The following is a 16,927-nucleotide window of genomic DNA, read 5'->3' as shown; positions in this document are numbered from 1 at the left end:
ATAGCCTAACTCAGAGGATTAAGTTGATTAGCTGCATTGACTGTGTTTTGTAATAACATGGCAATAGTCATAGGACCCACTCCGCCAGGGACAGGCGTTATCCAGGCGACTTTGTCTTTGGCCCGTTGAAAATCCACATCACCGCGGATTGTAGCATCAGCTAAGCGATGAATACCCACATCGATAATTACTTGCTGAGCATTCAACCAGTCCACATTGATGACATCAAGAACACCTGCCGCAACTACTATTAAATCAGCTATTTTTACATACTGTTCCAAATTTTGGGTAAAACGATGACAGATAGTCACAGTAGCACCAGCCAGAAGAAATTCCATTGCCATTGGACGACCTACGATATTCGATGCACCAATGACAACGGTATGTTTGCCGGAAAGAGGTATTTGGTAAAACTTCAGTAAATTAATAATGCCGTAGGGCGTACAAGGTCTTAGCAGGGGATTGCGTTGGGTAAGACGGCCAACGTTATAGGGGTGGAAGCCATCGACATCTTTTTCAGGATTAATGCACTCTATAATATTATTACTATCGATTCTTTCAGGTAAGGGCAATTGCACTAAAATACCATCGACTTCAGGCGATTGATTCAATTCTTCAATTAAATTAAGCAACGTTATTTCAGTAGTATTTTCTGGCAAATCATAGGCATACGAATTGATACCTACTTCCAGGCAGGCCTTGCGCTTATTGGCAACATAAATACTGGATGCAGGGTCATCTCCTACCAGGACTACCGCTAATCCAGGGGCACGTAAGCCTTTAGCTTGCCTGGCCTGCACGATCGATTTAATTTCACTTTTACATTGTGCAGCAACCAATTTGCCGTCTAATAGGGATGCGGTCATGTTATGCGATAAGAATAAATTTGCATGGCATTATGAAATAGCAAGGCCACTTATGCAATCATCCCAGGTTAATGCGATCGTGTTAATTAATTCGCTAAAAATAGAACAATAGCTGCAGGAAATGGCTATCAGCGTTGATTTTTAGTAGAGTTAATTAACACGCTCTGAGACTTACTCATACCCTAGACAAATGTGTTCTGGTGTTATACATTGGCCGTTTTCAGCGGGAAAAGCGAATGCGTATTGCCTTAGGGGTTGAATACGATGGTAGCCAGTATCATGGCTGGCAAGCGCAAACAGGCCTGCGCACGGTGCAATTGGTATTGGAGCAGGCTTTAGCTAAAGTGGCCGATCAAGAAATCGGTATTGTCTGTGCGGGTAGAACTGATACGGGTGTTCATGCTACCAATCAGATTATTCATTTTGATTGTGAAAAAGAGAGAACAATTCGTTCCTGGATTCATGGTGCAAACTCGTTTCTCCCCAAAGATGTATGTGTGAAGTGGGGACGAGAAATGCCTGAGGATTTTCATGCTCGTTATTCTGCTCTATCACGACGGTATCGGTACATCATCTATAATTCACCGATTCGCCCAGCGCTTATGCGTAGTAGTGTGACTTGGCAATATCGCCAACTGGATCACCGTGCGATGCAGGAAGCGGGTCAACATTTGATTGGTGAAAATGATTATACTTCTTTCCGTTCTGTAGAATGCCAATCCAAGACACCAATGCGCAATGTTCATCATTTACAGGTACAGCGCAATGGTGATTTGGTAATGATTGACATTACTGCAAATGCCTTTTTGCATCATATGGTGAGAAATATAGCGGGTGTTTTAATTGCTGTTGGCTCAGGAAAAAGACCAATTCCCTGGGTAAACGAAGTGCTACAGGCAAAAGATCGGCGCCTTGGCGCTGAAACGGCACCGCCTTATGGGTTATATCTGGTTGCGGTTACTTATCCCAAAGAATTCGGGGTAATCGAAGGAAATCCTGGACCTTTATTTCTGTGGGAGCGTTAATTGATTCGGGATAGGGTAAGAATTAAAATCTGCGGGATGACTCAGGAAAGGGATATAGCCCAGGCTATTGCTTTGGGTGTTGATGCCATTGGTTTAATTTTTTATTCTAAAAGTGCACGCTTTATTTCAATTGCGCAAGCAAAGAAGTTGTTAGCCAAGCATCCGGTTTTCGTTGATGTCGTTGCGGTATTGGTAAATCCTACCTTGGCGCAGGTTGATGAAATTATCAGCGAATTACCAATTCAATGGCTGCAGTTTCATGGTGAGGAATCGCCTGAGTTTTGTAGTCAATTCAAAAAACCGTATATTAAGGCTATCCAGGCAACATCTACACAGGCTATTCAGCATTTGGTTGCCCAACATGAGAATGCAGCCGCTATTCTTTTGGATACACCGTCGATACAACATGGTGGTACTGGCGAAGTATTTGATTGGGAGTTAATACCAAAAAATCTGCAGAAGCCGCTTATTTTAGCAGGAGGCCTCAATGCGGCTAATGTTGCGCAAGCTGTAAACTTGTATTCACCTTATGCAGTTGATGTTTGCAGCGGGGTTGAGATATCAGCGGGTGTCAAGGATCACGGCAAAATGAGCCAGTTTGTTAATGCATTATGGGGTAAAAAATGATTGAAAAAGAGCTTCCAGACAATCATGGCCATTTTGGGCCTTATGGCGGAAGGTTTGTAGCAGATACTCTAGTGCATGCTTTAGAACAATTACAAAAAGCGTATGAGCACTATCGATATGATGCTCAATTTTTAGCGGAATTAAGAGCTGAGTTAAAGGATTACGTGGGACGTCCGACACCGCTTTATCACGCCGAGCACCTCAGTTTAAAAATAGGTGGTGCACAAATTTATTTAAAGCGGGAAGATTTGAATCACACTGGTGCGCATAAGATTAACAATACGGTTGGACAAGCTTTGCTTGCCAAGCGGATGGGAAAAACTCGGATTATTGCCGAGACAGGTGCAGGCCAGCATGGAGTGGCGTCAGCAACAGTGGCTGCCAAACTTGGTCTTAGATGCGTTGTTTACATGGGCTCAGAGGATATTAAACGCCAGGCGAGTAATGTCTATAGAATGAAATTGTTGGGAGCCGAGGTTGTGCCGGTAACTGCCGGGTCAAAAACTTTGAAAGATGCTCTTAATGAAGCCATGCGTGATTGGGTCTCTAACATAGATGATACTTTTTATATTATTGGTACAGTAGCAGGTCCCCATCCTTATCCACAGATGGTAAGGGATTTCCAGGCAATAATCGGCGAAGAGGCGAGAGCGCAAATTATAGAAAAAACAGGTCAATTGCCTGATGCTTTGGTTGCTTGTGTTGGCGGGGGCTCTAATGCTATTGGCTTGTTTTATCCCTTCCTGGGCGATCAATCTGTAGCTATTTACGGAGTAGAAGCTGGAGGAAAAGGGCTTGAAACGGGCGAGCATGCTGCTTCTCTCATTGCGGGAAAACCAGGTGTTTTGCATGGCAATCGCACCTATTTACTTTGTGATGAACACGGTCAAATAAAAGACACTCATTCAATATCTGCTGGACTTGATTATCCCGGTGTAGGGCCAGAACATGCCTACCTTAAAGATAGTGGGCGGGCACAATATGTTGCAATTAATGATGATGAAGCTCTGGATGCTTTCCGCACATTAACCAGGGTAGAGGGTATCATTCCCGCTTTAGAATCTAGTCATGCAGTAGCTTATGCGATGAAGCTTGCAAAAACGATGTCTGCGCAACAGAGTATTGTGGTTAATTTATCTGGTCGTGGTGATAAGGATATGCATACAGTTGCCAGTATTGATGGTTTATCAGTGTAAGTCAGCATAAAATTGAAGGTAATCTATGAATCGAATTGACATAACATTAGAGCAATTGCGGGTTAGCGGCAAAAAAATGTTAAGCCCGTATATTACAGCCGGCGACCTTCACCCTGAGCTGACTGTCCCTTTGATGCATGAATTAGTAAAAGCCGGTGCTGACGTTCTTGAAATAGGTATTCCCTTTTCTGATCCTATGGCCGAAGGTCCTGTGATCCAAGCTGCTATGGAGCGCGCTTTGAGCTATGATATTAGCTGTGACGATGTATTGGCGATGGTCGAAAAATTCCGTGAACAGGATAAACAAACGCCAATCGTGTTGATGGGATACGTCAATCCTATCGAGCAATATGGTTACGAGCAATTTGCTCAGCGAGCTAAACAAGTTGGTGTTGATGGAACAATTCTTGTTGATTTACCGCCTGAAGAAAGCGCTGCAATTGCCCCTCTTTGGCAGGCTCAGAATTTACATAGTATTTATTTATGTTCACCAACGACTTCAAATGAGCGTATGGAAATGATTAATCGCTATGGTAGCGGTTATCTTTATTACGTTTCATTAAAAGGGGTTACAGGCTCAAGTAATTTTGATTTGCAATCTGTTCGGGAGCAGTACCAGCAACGCAAGTCACAGACCAGTCTACCCTTAATGGTGGGGTTTGGCATCAAAACGGCTGCAATGGCAGCAGGAGTTGCTCAATTTGCTGACGGCGTTATTGTGGGAGCAGCTTTGATCAGTCAACTGTTGAATGCCTATCAGTCAAACGATAATGTACCTGCTGCCGGTGCTTCTTTGATAAATGCAATGCGGCGCGCGATGGATAATAACGAGTAAGATGATTATGACCGAAAATAGTGAAAAAAGACCTCATTTTATTAGACAGTTGATTTCAGAAGAGCTAGCCAGTGGCAAGCATCAGGATGTTATAACTCGTTTTCCCCCAGAACCTAATGGTTATTTGCATATAGGACATGCCAAATCAATTTGTTTGAATTTTGGCCTGGCTGAAGAATTTGCGGGACGGTGCTATTTGCGTTTTGATGATACGAATCCTATTAAGGAAGAAGAGGAGTTTGTTAATGCAATTATCGATGATGTGAAGTGGTTAGGGTTTAAATGGTGTGAGATGACCCACTCTTCTGACTATTATCAGCAATTGTATGATTACGCAGTTGATTTAATCAAGCAAGGCAAGGCTTATGTTGATAGTTTAAGCATGGAAGAAATCCGAGCCTACCGTGGTACTTTACAAGAGCCTGGCCGTGAAAGTCCCTATCGAAATCGTTCAGTTGCTGAAAATCTTGATTTGTTTGCCCGGATGAAAGCCGGTGAATTTGCCGATGGGGCCCATGTATTACGTGCACGCATCGATATGCAAGCAGGTAATGTTAATATGCGTGATCCGGTTCTTTACCGGATAAGACATGCCCATCATCAGCGCACAGGGGATGAGTGGTGTATCTATCCGATGTATGACTATGCCCATCCACTATCAGATGCTTTGGAAAGAATAACTCATTCCTTATGTACATTGGAATTTCAGGATCACAGGCCACTTTATGATTGGTTCATAAATAATTTGCCAGTTCCGGCAAAACCAGTGCAGACTGAATTTGCCCGACTTAATTTATCGCATACAGTCACCAGTAAACGTAAACTCAGGGAGCTTGTTGAGAAAAAAATTGTTACTGGTTGGGATGACCCGCGTTTACCAACATTGCGTGGTATGCGCAAACGAGGCTATCCTGCGGCAGCGCTTAGGCAATTCTGTGAAATCATCGGTATTTCACGGAGTGATTCAGTCATTGATATGTCTTTGCTCGAAGAGTGTGTACGGGATGAATTAAATAAAACAGCAAAACGTGCCCTCTGTGTAGTTGAGCCACTAAAAGTGATCATTGAAAACTACCCAGAAGGCAAAGTGGAAAAATTAGAAGCGCCATTTCACCCCCAAGATCCACAAGCAGGAAATCGTATTCTGCCTTTTAGTAGAGAGATTTATATTGAACGGAGTGATTTTATGGAAGATCCTCCTAAAAAGTATTTCCGTCTATCTCCGGGAGCAGAAGTTCGTTTAAGACATGCCTATGTGATTCGCTGCACGGAAGTCGTTCATGATGAGCAGGGTAATATTAGCGAATTGCGATGCACTTATGATGAAGATACCTTGGGAAAAAATCCGTCCGATCGAAAAATAAAAGGAGTTATTCATTGGGTATCCTGTGAACAAGCTCATCCAGTCGCTATTTACCAGTTTGATCGCTTGTTTAATGACGCTAATCCTGCGCGGGAAGAGGATTTTCTGCAATTCCTCAATCATGATTCTTTACAGGTTCAACAGGCTTTTTGCGAACCTTCGTTAGCTAAGCAGTCTTTAGAAGAAGTTTTTCAGTTTGAGCGCTTGGGTTATTACAGCGTCAATCAATTGAATAATGACAAGGTTAGTGCGTTTCATCGCGTTGTAGGTCTAAAAGATACTTGGGGAAAAATGGGTTAAGGGGCAGGCATGTTAAATCTTTATAATTCACTTACACGAAAAAAAGAACCATTCAAACCCATGCAACCCGGTAAAATCGGGATGTATGTTTGTGGCATTACAGTTTATGACCGTTGCCATTTAGGCCATGCCCGTTCGATGGTTTGTTTTGATGTGATTGTTCGCTTCTTACGTTCTCAAGGCTATGAAGTGACTTATGTGCGTAATATTACTGATATTGATGACAAAATTATTGTCCGTGCTAATGAGCGCGGCGTATCGATTAATGACCTAACAAGTCAGTACATCAAAGCAATGCATGATGATGCATCCGCCTTAAATATTTTGCCCCCTGATATAGAACCGCGAGCTACAGGACATATTGATTCTATTATTAAATTAATCCAACGATTAATTGATACGGATCATGCCTATGTCAGTGACAATGGCGATGTTTGTTATCAGGTGGATTCTTTCAAAAATTATGGCAAATTATCCCACAAAGATTTGGAGGGTCTAATGGCCGGAGCTCGAATTGAGGTAGTCAAAGAAAAGCGCTCTCCTTTAGATTTCGTTTTGTGGAAAAAAGCAAAACCCGGTGAGCCGAGTTGGCCTTCGCCATGGGGAGATGGACGTCCAGGCTGGCACATTGAATGTTCAGCAATGGCAATGCATGAATTGGGTGAGCAATTTGATATTCACGGTGGTGGATTGGATTTGCAATTTCCTCATCATGAAAATGAAATTGCTCAGAGTGAGGCAGCAAGTGGTAAAAATTTTGCCAATTATTGGCTGCATGTCGGAATGTTGCAGGTGAATAATGAAAAAATGGCGAAATCAGTAGGTAATTTTTTTACTATTGAGGACATATTAGGACAGCATCATCCCGAAGTGATTCGTTATTTTTTGTTAAGTAGTCACTATCGCAGTTCATTAAATTACTCTGAAGAAAATTTGCAGAATGCTCGTAAAGCATTGACAAGACTTTATCAATCTTTAAAAGAGATTGAGTTAAGTGCCAATCATGAAATCGATAATGAATGGCTTGCTCAGTTTAACCAGGCCATGAATGACGATTTTAATACGCCAGTTGCTCTGGCAGTCTTGTTTCAGTTAAGTCATGAACTTAATAAGACTAATTCACCTCGCCTCGCTGCTACGTTAAAACATTTGGCTTCCCTGTTAGGGTTACTTCAAGCTGAGCCAGAATCTTTCTTGCAAGCGGGTCTGCAAGATGATGAGAAAGATATGATTGAAAATCTGATTAAGGAACGATTAGAAGCGCGTACCCAGCGTAACTGGGCGCGTGCTGATGAAATTAGAACCCTCTTGGCAAATAAAGGAATTGAATTGGAAGATGGGGCAAATGGCACAACGTGGAGAAAGCGAGGAGAATAGTCTACTAGTTTTAAAGATAAATCTTGAGGTGGCTAAGGTATTTTTGTTATTGCTGTTATACGAAGTTTGATAATTGCCACAAGTCTTGCGGGTTATTTCTAACTGCTACAAGTGATAACCCATCTTTCTGTATTAAAAAAGTAAATTTTAATCTATATAACTAGCCATTTTCTTTTGAATAGCAACTATCCCTTATTTAATACATTTTGTTTTTTAGGATTATATGTACCAATTTCATTTATTTAACCTTCCCCCCGAAAAAAATAAGTCAGAAGAAGAAAATATACAGTCTTCCTATTGGAATATAGGGTCCGCATTAGACGCGAATGATAGTAATTCTGTGGTGAGTGAAGACATGGACACTCTTTCTGATGTTAGTTTTAGTGATTCAGATGATTCTGATGTGAGCACAGAGTCTTGGGTAAATGAAATAATTTACGTTCGTGGCGAACAATTTATGTTAGCTAGCATTGATACCCATAGCCGAGAACTGGAGGATTTGTTCACGAAGCGTAGATTTTTTCTTTCTACGATTGGCGAACTTCATTACAACAAAATCGGTTGGCACGCAAATTCCTTAAAGACATCAGCCGAGTTGGCAGTTTGTGGGGGTAAATTATTTGCCTTGCTTATGGGAGAGGCACAGCCAATCTATTTTGTTGGGGGAAGAGCTAACAATGAAGATAACTGTTATCTAATAAGTACAAAAATTGACTTTATTGCCCAAGAGAAAGAAATTTTTGGTTTAAATAAACCTATTATTGATTTAATTACTTCTTTGATCATCAGTTATTTTTTAGGAGATTTTGATATCAGTAATATCGGGGTGGTTCAAGGCAAGACGAATGTGTTGCAGGTAGTTAGATTTGACCCTGAGTTTTGTTTTTCTTCTTATTTTATTGGAGAACATAATACTTATGAGATGATCGCGAGGGAATTAAGATTTATCTTCAATCTTGATTTGGGGCCTGTGCCTGAAGAAAGGGCAAACAAACTGCGCCAAATTCTTCAAAGACGAGAAAGTAATTTTTTCGCAAGGTGCTTTGCCCAACAATTACTGTGGGAACCTGGGTTTCTGGATATTCTCAGTTCACCGCGAAGAAAGGAAGAGATTTTTAAGGCTCTGGATAGAATTACAACGACATTATTCATGCAATATCGGTATATAATCGATACGACAATTAGTCATGAAAAAACAAGAGAAGCCCTAAAAAATACATTAACTCGGCGAAGGGAGATTTTTAGCCAAATCAGTGGAGAACTGAAACTTCATCCACAGGTTTTTGTGGCACAAGATATTGAAAAAATGCAAGAAAATGAGATGGATGGTGGTAGTTTTGGTTTTACCGTGGCATAACCAGGGTGAACATTAAAGCAGATTTTATACTTCTTATTTAATTATTGGTTTAAGCCGATCAAATAAAAACATGTTGCCTCTTATTTGGTAAATAATAATTTATGAACTACTTTTAAATTATGAAGCGCAAATAGGAGGGATAATGAGCGATCCACTCGGGGAATTAGAGAACTCATTAGCATATATGTTTGAACTTCAGACAAAAAAAACAGGGAAATGCATCCATCCTGACGTACAAAGATTAAAAAATGCTTTAGATAACTACAAAAAGGGCCCTTCGATTTCATTACAAGAGTTGGTTACGGCTGTAAAGCAAGCATTGCCCGTCATTGTAAATTATGGGGTCGAACTGTATGTCGTGAAAATGAAAATGAATGCTTTGGCAGAAGAAAAGGGCTCATCCATCAACTGGGATCTCCCCGTTACACAGTCTCGCTATAGACCACAATTTCAATTTGCAGCTTCTCTAAGGGTGCCTAATAATGATTTTATCACTTGGCTTTCTTCACGTGCAGATAAGGATTTTTCTGCGCTTGATAGTCATGCTCAGGTGGAAATTCTTATTGCGGAAAGGGGGGAAAGAGAGTTTACCACCAAATTAGCCGAGCACTTACGTAACGAACCTCACTTCTTACTTGATTTAATTATGACTTCACCGGAAATTTTTAATCCTCTAATGGAAACCCGCATAGGGTTTCAGTTGGAAAATCAGCAAATTGCAAAGGCTATTTGTCATCATTACTTGCTGGAGATGGGTGAACAGGACTCTTTTCAGCAGTTGGAGGAAAAACTGTTGTGGCTAGACAATCTTTTAGCGAAAACTGGACGCTCTATGGAAAAATTATTGGCAGATCCTTTGGCGAAGGCTGAATTGGATAAATCACCTGTTTATCAACTTTATATGAATACGGAGCAGGTAGAACAAGATTTCTCCCCAGACGGAATGCGCTTATCTTAAGACTAAAACGGGTCACTTTATAGTAGACTTCTTTCTAAAATTTGCTGCCATGAGAGCAGAGCGAAGGGCGAGGAGATTCGGCGCGCAGAGACGAACAGTGCAGGAGGATTCGAGCGCTGTATTGACGAAGTAATACTCCAATGCAGTAGCGTTTTGAAAGAAGTGTTTTAATGTTGGCTGGTTACACGTAAGATTTCTGCCAGTGAAGTGTCACCGGCCAGTACTCGTTTGAATCCATCTTCTCGTATCGTGGGGGTAGCCGGGCGAAGATAGTTATCAATAATTTGCAGACTTTCATTGCGATGAATCATTCCGCGTAAGACCTCATCGATAGTGATTAATTCATAAATACCTGTCCGGCCACGATAGCCTAATTGATTACAATGATCACAACCCAGTGGCTCGCAAACTTTTGAGGTATCAGTTCCCGCTTGAATGCCCATCAATTCCAGCTCATCATCTCTCAAATTGTGGGGGATTTTGCAATGTTGGCATAGTTTTCTGACTAAACGTTGAGCAATCAAACCCACAATACTTGATGATAATAAAAATGATTCAACACCCATATCATGCAAACGAGTCAAGGCTCCTAAGGCCGAGTTAGTATGCAAGGTAGAGAGAACTAAATGGCCGGTTAAACTTGCCTGAACAGCGATTTCAGCGGTTTCAAGATCACGGATTTCCCCAATCATGACGACATCAGGATCTTGGCGCAAGATGGCACGTAAGCCCTTAGCAAAGGTCATTTGTACCTTGGTATTCACCTGGGTTTGTCCTACACCGGGTAAATCATATTCAATCGGATCTTCAATGGTTAAGATATTGCGGCTTACCTGGTTCAGTTCCGTTAACATCGCATAGAGTGAAGTGGTTTTCCCGGAACCGGTAGGGCCGGTTACCAAGATAATGCCATGCGGTTGTGCGATCATCTTCCGCATGGCAGCCATAGTCGTTTTGGGCATCCCTAAAAGACTTAAATCCAATTGCGCCGTTTGCTTATCTAAAATCCGCAAAACGATGCGTTCACCGTGATTGGAAGGAAGAGTGGATACGCGAACATCAATATTATGGCCTCCAATACGCAGTGCAATACGACCATCCTGCGGAATGCGCTTTTCGGCAATGTCTAACTTTGCCATAACTTTAACCCTTGATATGACCAAGGGAGCAATGGCACGCTGAATTTCTAATACTTCATGCAGTACTCCATCGATGCGATTCCGTACCAGGACACGATTCTCATAGGTTTCAATGTGAATATCAGACGCTTTTTGTTTGATAGCCTGGGTAAATAGAGCGTTGAGTAAACGAATTATAGGGGCGTCATCCTGATTATCAAGCAGGTCTTCACTAATAGGCAATTGACCAGCAAGGAGTGAGAGGTCCATTTCCTCTTCCATTCCTTCCGCTGCATCAAGAATAGAGCCTTGCGATTGATATATATGAGCCAGCTGTTGTTGAAATTCAGACTCATTAACTTCTTTAAGGATCAGTTTGCTCCCTAAAAGTCGCTTAATTTCAGCCAGAATCTGTAAGGACGGAGTGGCTAAATGATAAACCAGAATGTTGCCTCCTTCTTCCTGAGTGGCGATAACGCCCTGATTTTTGGCAAAAAGATAGGGTAGTCGTTTGGGTTTGTCGTTATTTTCCATGACCACTACCCATTACTACGGTTTCTCTAGGTAAAGGAGCAAAGGGGCGCGGCAACGTTGCTGGCTGATTTAGAGGTGGCAATAATATTTGATCATCGGTTTCGTTATAGTCTTCTTTACGTAACCAGTCTAACTGATATTGGCGTATATTATTATACTTGTTACCAGAGATATGTACGGCATCATTTTCGCTTCTTAAAATAATTGGTTTGATGAAGACCATCAATACTCGTTTTTCACGGTTACGGATGTTGTGTTGGAAAAGGCGCCCCAGACCGGGTATATCCCCAATAATAGGAATACGGTTATCATCCTTCCCTAAACTGTCCTGGGTCAATCCCCCAAGAACAACAATGTCACCACTTTCCACATGCACTGAGGTGACGATACTGGAAATTTTAAAAGTAGGGTTATCAGTATTTGTCGTACTGGCTGGATCAAGGGTATCGTTACCCTGATCAATTTGTAATTGAATGCCACTCCCGCGAGTAATCTGTGGTCTGACATACAAATGCAAGGCAACGTTAACTCGATCAAAGGTCACATAAGGACTCGCTGTGGTAGTTCCCCCTGCGTTATTAGGATAAGTGGTGGTTGCCACTGACACCTGCTTACCTACCAGAATTTTAGCTTGCCTGTTATCCAATACGACAACAGATGGCGTTGATAGAATATTTGCCTTGCGTTGTTGTGCCAGTGCATAAATTTGTGCTTGAAAATCATCAATGGATGTTTTTGAATTGATAATGGCAAAACCTGGCCTAAAATCACTTGGTTTACCCGTCTGCTGGTCAGAGCCCCATTCTATACCCAGGTTATTGATATCACTTTCATCAACTTCCGCAACCAGGGCTTCAATTAATAGCTGGGCAGGACGAATATCCAGTTGACTGATAACTGATTTTAAAATCCGAATAAGGCTTGCCGGAGCATTGATAATTATAGAATTGGTATTGGGCTCTGCAATGATTTGCACGGTTGGTTTGGTTGTTCCTTCATTTTGGGTGCTTGCGCCGCTTGTATTAGGAGTCGCAGCTGGATTGCTACTACCGTAGGATGTTTGAGAGCTGGGAGCAGACATGCTGCTTTGATTGCCGCTGGAAGAGTTATTCACCAGATTTGAAGCGGGGTTAGTGCTATCAAGTTCTGGTCTGGTAATTGTCCCGATGGTAGTACCAACATTACCACTAAAATTAGCCTGCGCAATGCCTGCCAAGATAGGGACTAAATCTTCTGCGCGTAAATAATGCAGATATACGACCTGAGTATTACTATTGGTACCATTAGGGCTTTGTCGATCTAATTTGGCAATCAACAGGCGTAGTCGTATGCGTTCAGTTTTAGTACCACTGAGTAAAATGGCATTGGAACGATCGTCGGCTGCTAACATGGTTTGACTATGACCGCTGCCTGGTTGTGTTTTTACAATATCTTTTAAAGTATTGGCCACGTCCATGGCCAGTGCATGTCTTAAAGGCACGATGTCAATGCCATTAGAGGAGGAGCTATCTACCTGCTTGATAATATGGGATAGTTGTTTAATGTTGCTCGCCCGTCCGGATAAAATCAACATATTAGAGGGGGCATAGGCTGATACACTGCTCCACTGTGGCATTAGAGGGCGAAGCACAGGGACAAGCTGTTCAGCAGGAACGTAATGAACTGGTATAACCTCTACCATCATATCATCGCCACGTGGTGGATTACGCATTTGGCTCAGTAAATCCGGTGATTGAGTTTTGGCATCGATATTGGGGATAATTTTGATCACATCTCCGCTGGGTATGGCTGCATATCCAGAAACCTGCAAGATAGACAGAAATACCTGATATAATTCTTTATCAGACATGGGTGTGCTGGAAACAATCGATATTTTGCCTTGCACGCGAGGATCAATCACAAAATTCTTACCTGTAACCCGTGATACTTCAGCAATGACAGCACGAATATCTGCGTTTCGCAGATTCCATAGTTTTTGCTTTGTATTAAGCGCCGATTGAGGTTTTTCTTCCGGTTCAGTTTCTTCAATTTCGGCCGCTTCGCTTTTTTTAGCAGCGACTGGCGTTGCTGCGGGCAATAGGGGTTGTTGTTGAGGAAGGCTGTTAATTGTTGGCAGGGGTGTCTCTGCGAGTATTTGCTTTTGAATAGTTTGTACAAGATCATAATCGGTGAGTGGGCCAACTTTGACAAAGTACAATTTTTTGTCAGGTGATAAATCAATTGTAACGGGCTGCTTCGTTAAGGATGCAAGTTTAAATTTGAGCTGAAGCGCGTTATTTTCATGCGTGAAAGCGCCCACATCAAGCATATAGGCCGGGTTGCCTTCATAGGTAACTTTTCTAATATTGACGTCAGCGGCATGAGCAAGGGTTAAATAGCATAAAACCACCACGTAAAACGCAAATTTTCGCATCAAACAACCATAGAATAATTAGTATTCTCATCATAACTAAATTTAGAAAGATACAATAGCGTTTTCCGCAATTCTGCGGAGTAAATACAGGCTAATATCTAAGGGCTTGTCCTTGAAAATTATCTTTCTTTAATGACCTTTCCGTAAGGAAGAGTACTTCCAAAAAATTGTTTGTAAAAAATTATTTAAAATGCTCTAGTGATAGTCATTTTGTATTTAACAAAAACTGTGATTTTTAAGGAATAGGTAGATTGGACTATGAAAAACATGGCAAAACACGGGTGGTAGAGACAGCACCTCTTCAAGTACTAGAGACGGAAGCGCTTCAGAAGGTTTATTGATTTTGGAATTTAAATGGTGGCTATGGGTGGACTCGAACCACCGACCTCAGCATTATGAGTGCCGCGCTCTAACCGGCTGAGCTACATAGCCACAAGAGGCCGTGATTTTGTCGTTTAACGTGCTTTATGTCAAGACAAAAAATAATAATTTTTATTCGGTAGTTTTAATGAAGCGTAGTTACCCTGTTACGTGAAGGAGCGTCAGCTTTATTCGCCACCTGTGCAGACAGGAAGCTAGTGGCTTTAAGTGATTCTGATATAGTTTGTACAAATAATAATTCTTTAACCTTTTTGTCCGCAAATGATGACTTTCCCGTGAAGGTGAGGAGTTATCTTGCAAAGTAAGTCCGAGTTTAAAGAATAGTTTCCCGCTTTCACGGGAAAACCCTATTTTTATAGTCTTTATGACTAAAAACTACGAACACACCTGATCCGGAAATTGCCAGTTTTATTGGTGAAGGTTTGGCTGCCATTAATGAAGAGTTGAAGCCACGCAACGATGAGTGGGCTTGCAGACGCCTCAGTAGAACTCCAATAGATAGCTGTACCAAACCCTCCTATATTGCCGTTTGTTTTTAGATTGGAATACAGATTTTGTAATAGGGGGGCCCCTCCAGAACCGCAACCACTACCGTCACTTGAGCCATCATAGCCCATTTCACAAATAGCTGGCAGATACCAATCGGAGTAACCTTGGGTTGTTTTGTTTGAACAAGCCTGCGCGGCTGGATATTGCCCTGCGGGTGTCTCCAGCACGGTTGTGTTCGCCAAGCCATTTGAATTGCTATCGGCACCAGTGTCATTGGATACAGTTGCCCATTGTAAAGTTGCCTCGTCTGAAGTGGCTGCAACTTTACCTTTAATACTACTCGTATTTGGGGTGCTGTCATTTACAGAGAACAAGTAGCCTCCTTGATAGATACAACCATAACTCAATACCACCACGTTCGTTGAAATGCTATTTGCATTATTCGCAGTTATCTGGATTTCTCCCGCTATCGGTGCCGTACCATTAGAACATGGATTTGTACCATTAGAGGTGGCTGTGCTACCGGGAGTAATAGTAATAGTACAATCGTTTCCTGCTGTCAGAGTATTGCCGCAGGTCGTTATGCTTGTTGTACCTGTAGGCCAGGTAGGCGGAGTAATATTCAGATTCACTGCTGCAAAGCTCCCTGTGTTCCTTAGAGTAATCACGCGTGCTGTACCGGTTAAAGCCGCGTTGAGTACGGTGTTATTTACAGAGAGTGCCAGGTCCGTAATGCTGGTAGATAAAATGGTATTATTAATACAGTTAACATCAACATTGGTTACATCCATTCCCCCCATTGTTCCGCTGCCATTTGTTATCGTACAGGTTTGCGTAACGGGTTGAGTTAATATGCTGACGTTATAGCCAGCCCCTTGTGCCACTTGTGTGGAAAAGGTATACGAGCCATTGTTATTAATAAACAAATCATCTGTCCCGTTATTTTGTAGCACAACTGTACCCGATAAGCCGGATACAGTACCTCCCACATTAAAAGCATTGTCAGCACAATTGACTTGCACACTGGCGATGTCAGTCGTTCCCACCGAACCACTGCCATTTGTTACCGTGCAGGTTTGCGTGGCTGGTTGGGCTAATACAGTGACGTTATAACCAGCCCCTTGCGCCACTGGAGTTGAAAAGGTAAATGAACCACTATTATTAACAGGCAAATTATCTGTACCATTATTTTGAAGCACAACCGTGCCTGATAAGCCTGATAAAGTTCCTCCTACTGTATGTGTATTAGTGGAACAGTTGACTGTTATGTTGGTCACATCTGTCTTGTTAGTGATACCGCTACCATTACTTACTGTGCAAGTTTGAGTGGCCGGCTGAGTTTGAACTGTAACTAAATAAGGGCTTCCTGGGGGTAAACTATTGGAAAAGTAAAAGGTCCATCCGCATTCATGGTCAATACATCACCACCATTATTTTGTAAGACCAAAGTGCCTAGAAGACCGAAAACAGAGCCACCTATTGTCGAATATACAGTAGTTTCTCTGATAATATTCAGGCTTTCATGCTCACTTGGCTGATAACATAGAGATGAACTAAATTGTTCGCACACTATAGGGCCATGTTTAACATTCCCACTCAAGGCGCCGCCATCGATAGTTAACGTTAGGATACAGGATTCTTGATAGCCTAAAACAAATGGATTAGAGCAATTACCTGCTGTGGTAGCCTGAACAATACCAGGAATTGTTGTCATCACGAGTGTATGTGATTTTTGGGATTGATTCGTGACTTTGTATTTGACAGTTCCTGCGCCAGTAAGTGGTAAAATTACTGTGGTATCTGTTAAGGGTATGAACGTCCATAAGGGTTTTCCTGCGTAAGCTAGAGTAGTAATGAGGATAACGTATATCCCCATAAGCATTTTTTGTATTAAATGCTTTATCTTCATTTGATATCCTTTGGCCAAAAATTGATGTCCTTGCAAAAAGTCGATTCTAACTACTTGATATTTAATAATATAAATAAAAATAACCAACGATTATAGTTACATAATCGGGCTTTTAAGCCAATAATATTCCTTGATAGTCTGAACAGATTTTCTTTTTTTTGAGAGGGACATTACAAATT

The 16,927-nt window shown here is 41.8% G+C and carries 13 protein-coding genes and 1 tRNA gene; 8 read left to right on the top strand and 6 right to left on the bottom strand.

The features are described from left to right. Nucleotides 1-5 precede the first annotated feature (5 nt). Entirely contained in the window at nucleotides 6-866 is an 861-nt protein-coding gene (gene folD, locus ACN4Z1_RS07455) for a bifunctional methylenetetrahydrofolate dehydrogenase/methenyltetrahydrofolate cyclohydrolase FolD (protein ID WP_228363872.1), read from the bottom strand. A 236-nt stretch (nucleotides 867-1,102) separates the two neighbouring features. Here folD and truA point away from each other — a divergent pair, with 236 nt between their 5' ends. The 8 genes from truA (at nucleotide 1,103) to ACN4Z1_RS07415 (ending at nucleotide 9,904) form a co-directional block, all read left to right on the top strand. After that, nucleotides 1,103-1,891, top strand: coding sequence for a tRNA pseudouridine(38-40) synthase TruA (gene truA, locus ACN4Z1_RS07450; RefSeq protein WP_058447979.1), 789 nt, complete (start codon nucleotides 1,103-1,105; stop codon nucleotides 1,889-1,891). After that, nucleotides 1,892-2,518, top strand: coding sequence for a phosphoribosylanthranilate isomerase (locus ACN4Z1_RS07445; RefSeq protein ID WP_419387991.1), 627 nt, complete (start codon nucleotides 1,892-1,894; stop codon nucleotides 2,516-2,518). Continuing rightward, complete coding sequence (gene trpB / locus ACN4Z1_RS07440; RefSeq protein ID WP_228363874.1) at nucleotides 2,515-3,714, top strand: tryptophan synthase subunit beta; 1,200 nt, start codon at nucleotides 2,515-2,517, stop codon at nucleotides 3,712-3,714. Before ACN4Z1_RS07445 ends, trpB begins: the two co-directional genes overlap by 4 nt. A gap of 25 nt (nucleotides 3,715-3,739) precedes the next feature. After that, the gene (gene trpA / locus ACN4Z1_RS07435; RefSeq protein ID WP_228363875.1) at nucleotides 3,740-4,549 is read left to right on the top strand and encodes a tryptophan synthase subunit alpha; all 810 of its coding nucleotides are present in this window, start codon (nucleotides 3,740-3,742) and stop codon (nucleotides 4,547-4,549) included. A 7-nt stretch (nucleotides 4,550-4,556) separates the two neighbouring features. Continuing rightward, nucleotides 4,557-6,212, top strand: a complete 1,656-nt coding sequence (locus tag ACN4Z1_RS07430) for a glutamine--tRNA ligase/YqeY domain fusion protein (protein ID WP_228363876.1) — start codon at nucleotides 4,557-4,559, stop codon at nucleotides 6,210-6,212. 9 nt (nucleotides 6,213-6,221) lie between these two features. Next, on the top strand, nucleotides 6,222-7,589 hold the full coding sequence (cysS, locus tag ACN4Z1_RS07425; RefSeq protein ID WP_228363877.1) for a cysteine--tRNA ligase: 1,368 nt from the start codon (nucleotides 6,222-6,224) through the stop codon (nucleotides 7,587-7,589). Nucleotides 7,590-7,812: 223 nt separating this feature from the next. Then, complete coding sequence (locus ACN4Z1_RS07420) at nucleotides 7,813-8,946, top strand: hypothetical protein (RefSeq protein WP_228363878.1); 1,134 nt, start codon at nucleotides 7,813-7,815, stop codon at nucleotides 8,944-8,946. 142 nt (nucleotides 8,947-9,088) lie between these two features. Continuing rightward, nucleotides 9,089-9,904 (top strand): hypothetical protein, encoded by an 816-nt coding sequence (locus ACN4Z1_RS07415; RefSeq protein ID WP_228363879.1) that lies wholly within the window; start codon nucleotides 9,089-9,091, stop codon nucleotides 9,902-9,904. 167 nt (nucleotides 9,905-10,071) lie between these two features. Here the strand turns inward: ACN4Z1_RS07415 and lspE are convergent, their stop codons facing one another. The 5 genes from lspE to ACN4Z1_RS07390 form a co-directional block, all read right to left on the bottom strand. After that, nucleotides 10,072-11,556, bottom strand: coding sequence for a GspE family T2SS ATPase variant LspE (gene lspE, locus ACN4Z1_RS07410; RefSeq protein WP_228363880.1), 1,485 nt, complete (start codon nucleotides 11,554-11,556; stop codon nucleotides 10,072-10,074). Then, nucleotides 11,546-13,969, bottom strand: coding sequence for a GspD family T2SS secretin variant LspD (lspD, locus tag ACN4Z1_RS07405; protein WP_228363881.1), 2,424 nt, complete (start codon nucleotides 13,967-13,969; stop codon nucleotides 11,546-11,548). The genes lspE and lspD overlap by 11 nt, the downstream gene beginning before the upstream one ends. Nucleotides 13,970-14,324: 355 nt before the next feature. Further along, a tRNA-Met gene (locus ACN4Z1_RS07400) sits at nucleotides 14,325-14,401 on the bottom strand. 317 nt (nucleotides 14,402-14,718) lie between these two features. Beyond that, entirely contained in the window at nucleotides 14,719-16,116 is a 1,398-nt protein-coding gene (locus ACN4Z1_RS07395; RefSeq protein WP_419387990.1) for a DUF1566 domain-containing protein, read from the bottom strand. A 74-nt stretch (nucleotides 16,117-16,190) separates the two neighbouring features. Further along, nucleotides 16,191-16,748: a hypothetical protein gene (locus ACN4Z1_RS07390; RefSeq protein WP_419387989.1), complete on the bottom strand. Its 558-nt coding sequence runs from the start codon at nucleotides 16,746-16,748 to the stop codon at nucleotides 16,191-16,193. Nucleotides 16,749-16,927: the final 179 nt, after the last annotated feature.

The organism is Legionella sp. ST3F1, assembly GCF_048553315.1.
GTDB classification, from domain to species: Bacteria; Pseudomonadota; Gammaproteobacteria; order Legionellales; family Legionellaceae; genus Tatlockia; species Tatlockia donaldsonii.
The sequence above is the reverse complement of the archived record's forward strand: the minus strand, read 5'-3'. Positions and strand labels throughout refer to the sequence as shown.

What these genes read in the sequence shown, in the direction of transcription:
- folD (WP_228363872.1), bottom strand. Translation starts at nt 866, where the DNA reads ATGACCGCATCCCTATTAGACGGCAAATTGGTTGCTGCACAATGTAAA.
- truA (WP_058447979.1), top strand. Translation starts at nt 1,103, where the DNA reads ATGCGTATTGCCTTAGGGGTTGAATACGATGGTAGCCAGTATCATGGC.
- trpB (WP_228363874.1), top strand. Translation starts at nt 2,515, where the DNA reads ATGATTGAAAAAGAGCTTCCAGACAATCATGGCCATTTTGGGCCTTAT.
- trpA (WP_228363875.1), top strand. Translation starts at nt 3,740, where the DNA reads ATGAATCGAATTGACATAACATTAGAGCAATTGCGGGTTAGCGGCAAA.
- ACN4Z1_RS07430 (WP_228363876.1), top strand. Translation starts at nt 4,557, where the DNA reads ATGACCGAAAATAGTGAAAAAAGACCTCATTTTATTAGACAGTTGATT.
- cysS (WP_228363877.1), top strand. Translation starts at nt 6,222, where the DNA reads ATGTTAAATCTTTATAATTCACTTACACGAAAAAAAGAACCATTCAAA.
- ACN4Z1_RS07420 (WP_228363878.1), top strand. Translation starts at nt 7,813, where the DNA reads ATGTACCAATTTCATTTATTTAACCTTCCCCCCGAAAAAAATAAGTCA.
- ACN4Z1_RS07415 (WP_228363879.1), top strand. Translation starts at nt 9,089, where the DNA reads ATGAGCGATCCACTCGGGGAATTAGAGAACTCATTAGCATATATGTTT.
- lspE (WP_228363880.1), bottom strand. Translation starts at nt 11,556, where the DNA reads ATGGAAAATAACGACAAACCCAAACGACTACCCTATCTTTTTGCCAAA.
- lspD (WP_228363881.1), bottom strand. Translation starts at nt 13,969, where the DNA reads ATGCGAAAATTTGCGTTTTACGTGGTGGTTTTATGCTATTTAACCCTT.
- ACN4Z1_RS07390 (WP_419387989.1), bottom strand. Translation starts at nt 16,748, where the DNA reads ATGAAGATAAAGCATTTAATACAAAAAATGCTTATGGGGATATACGTT.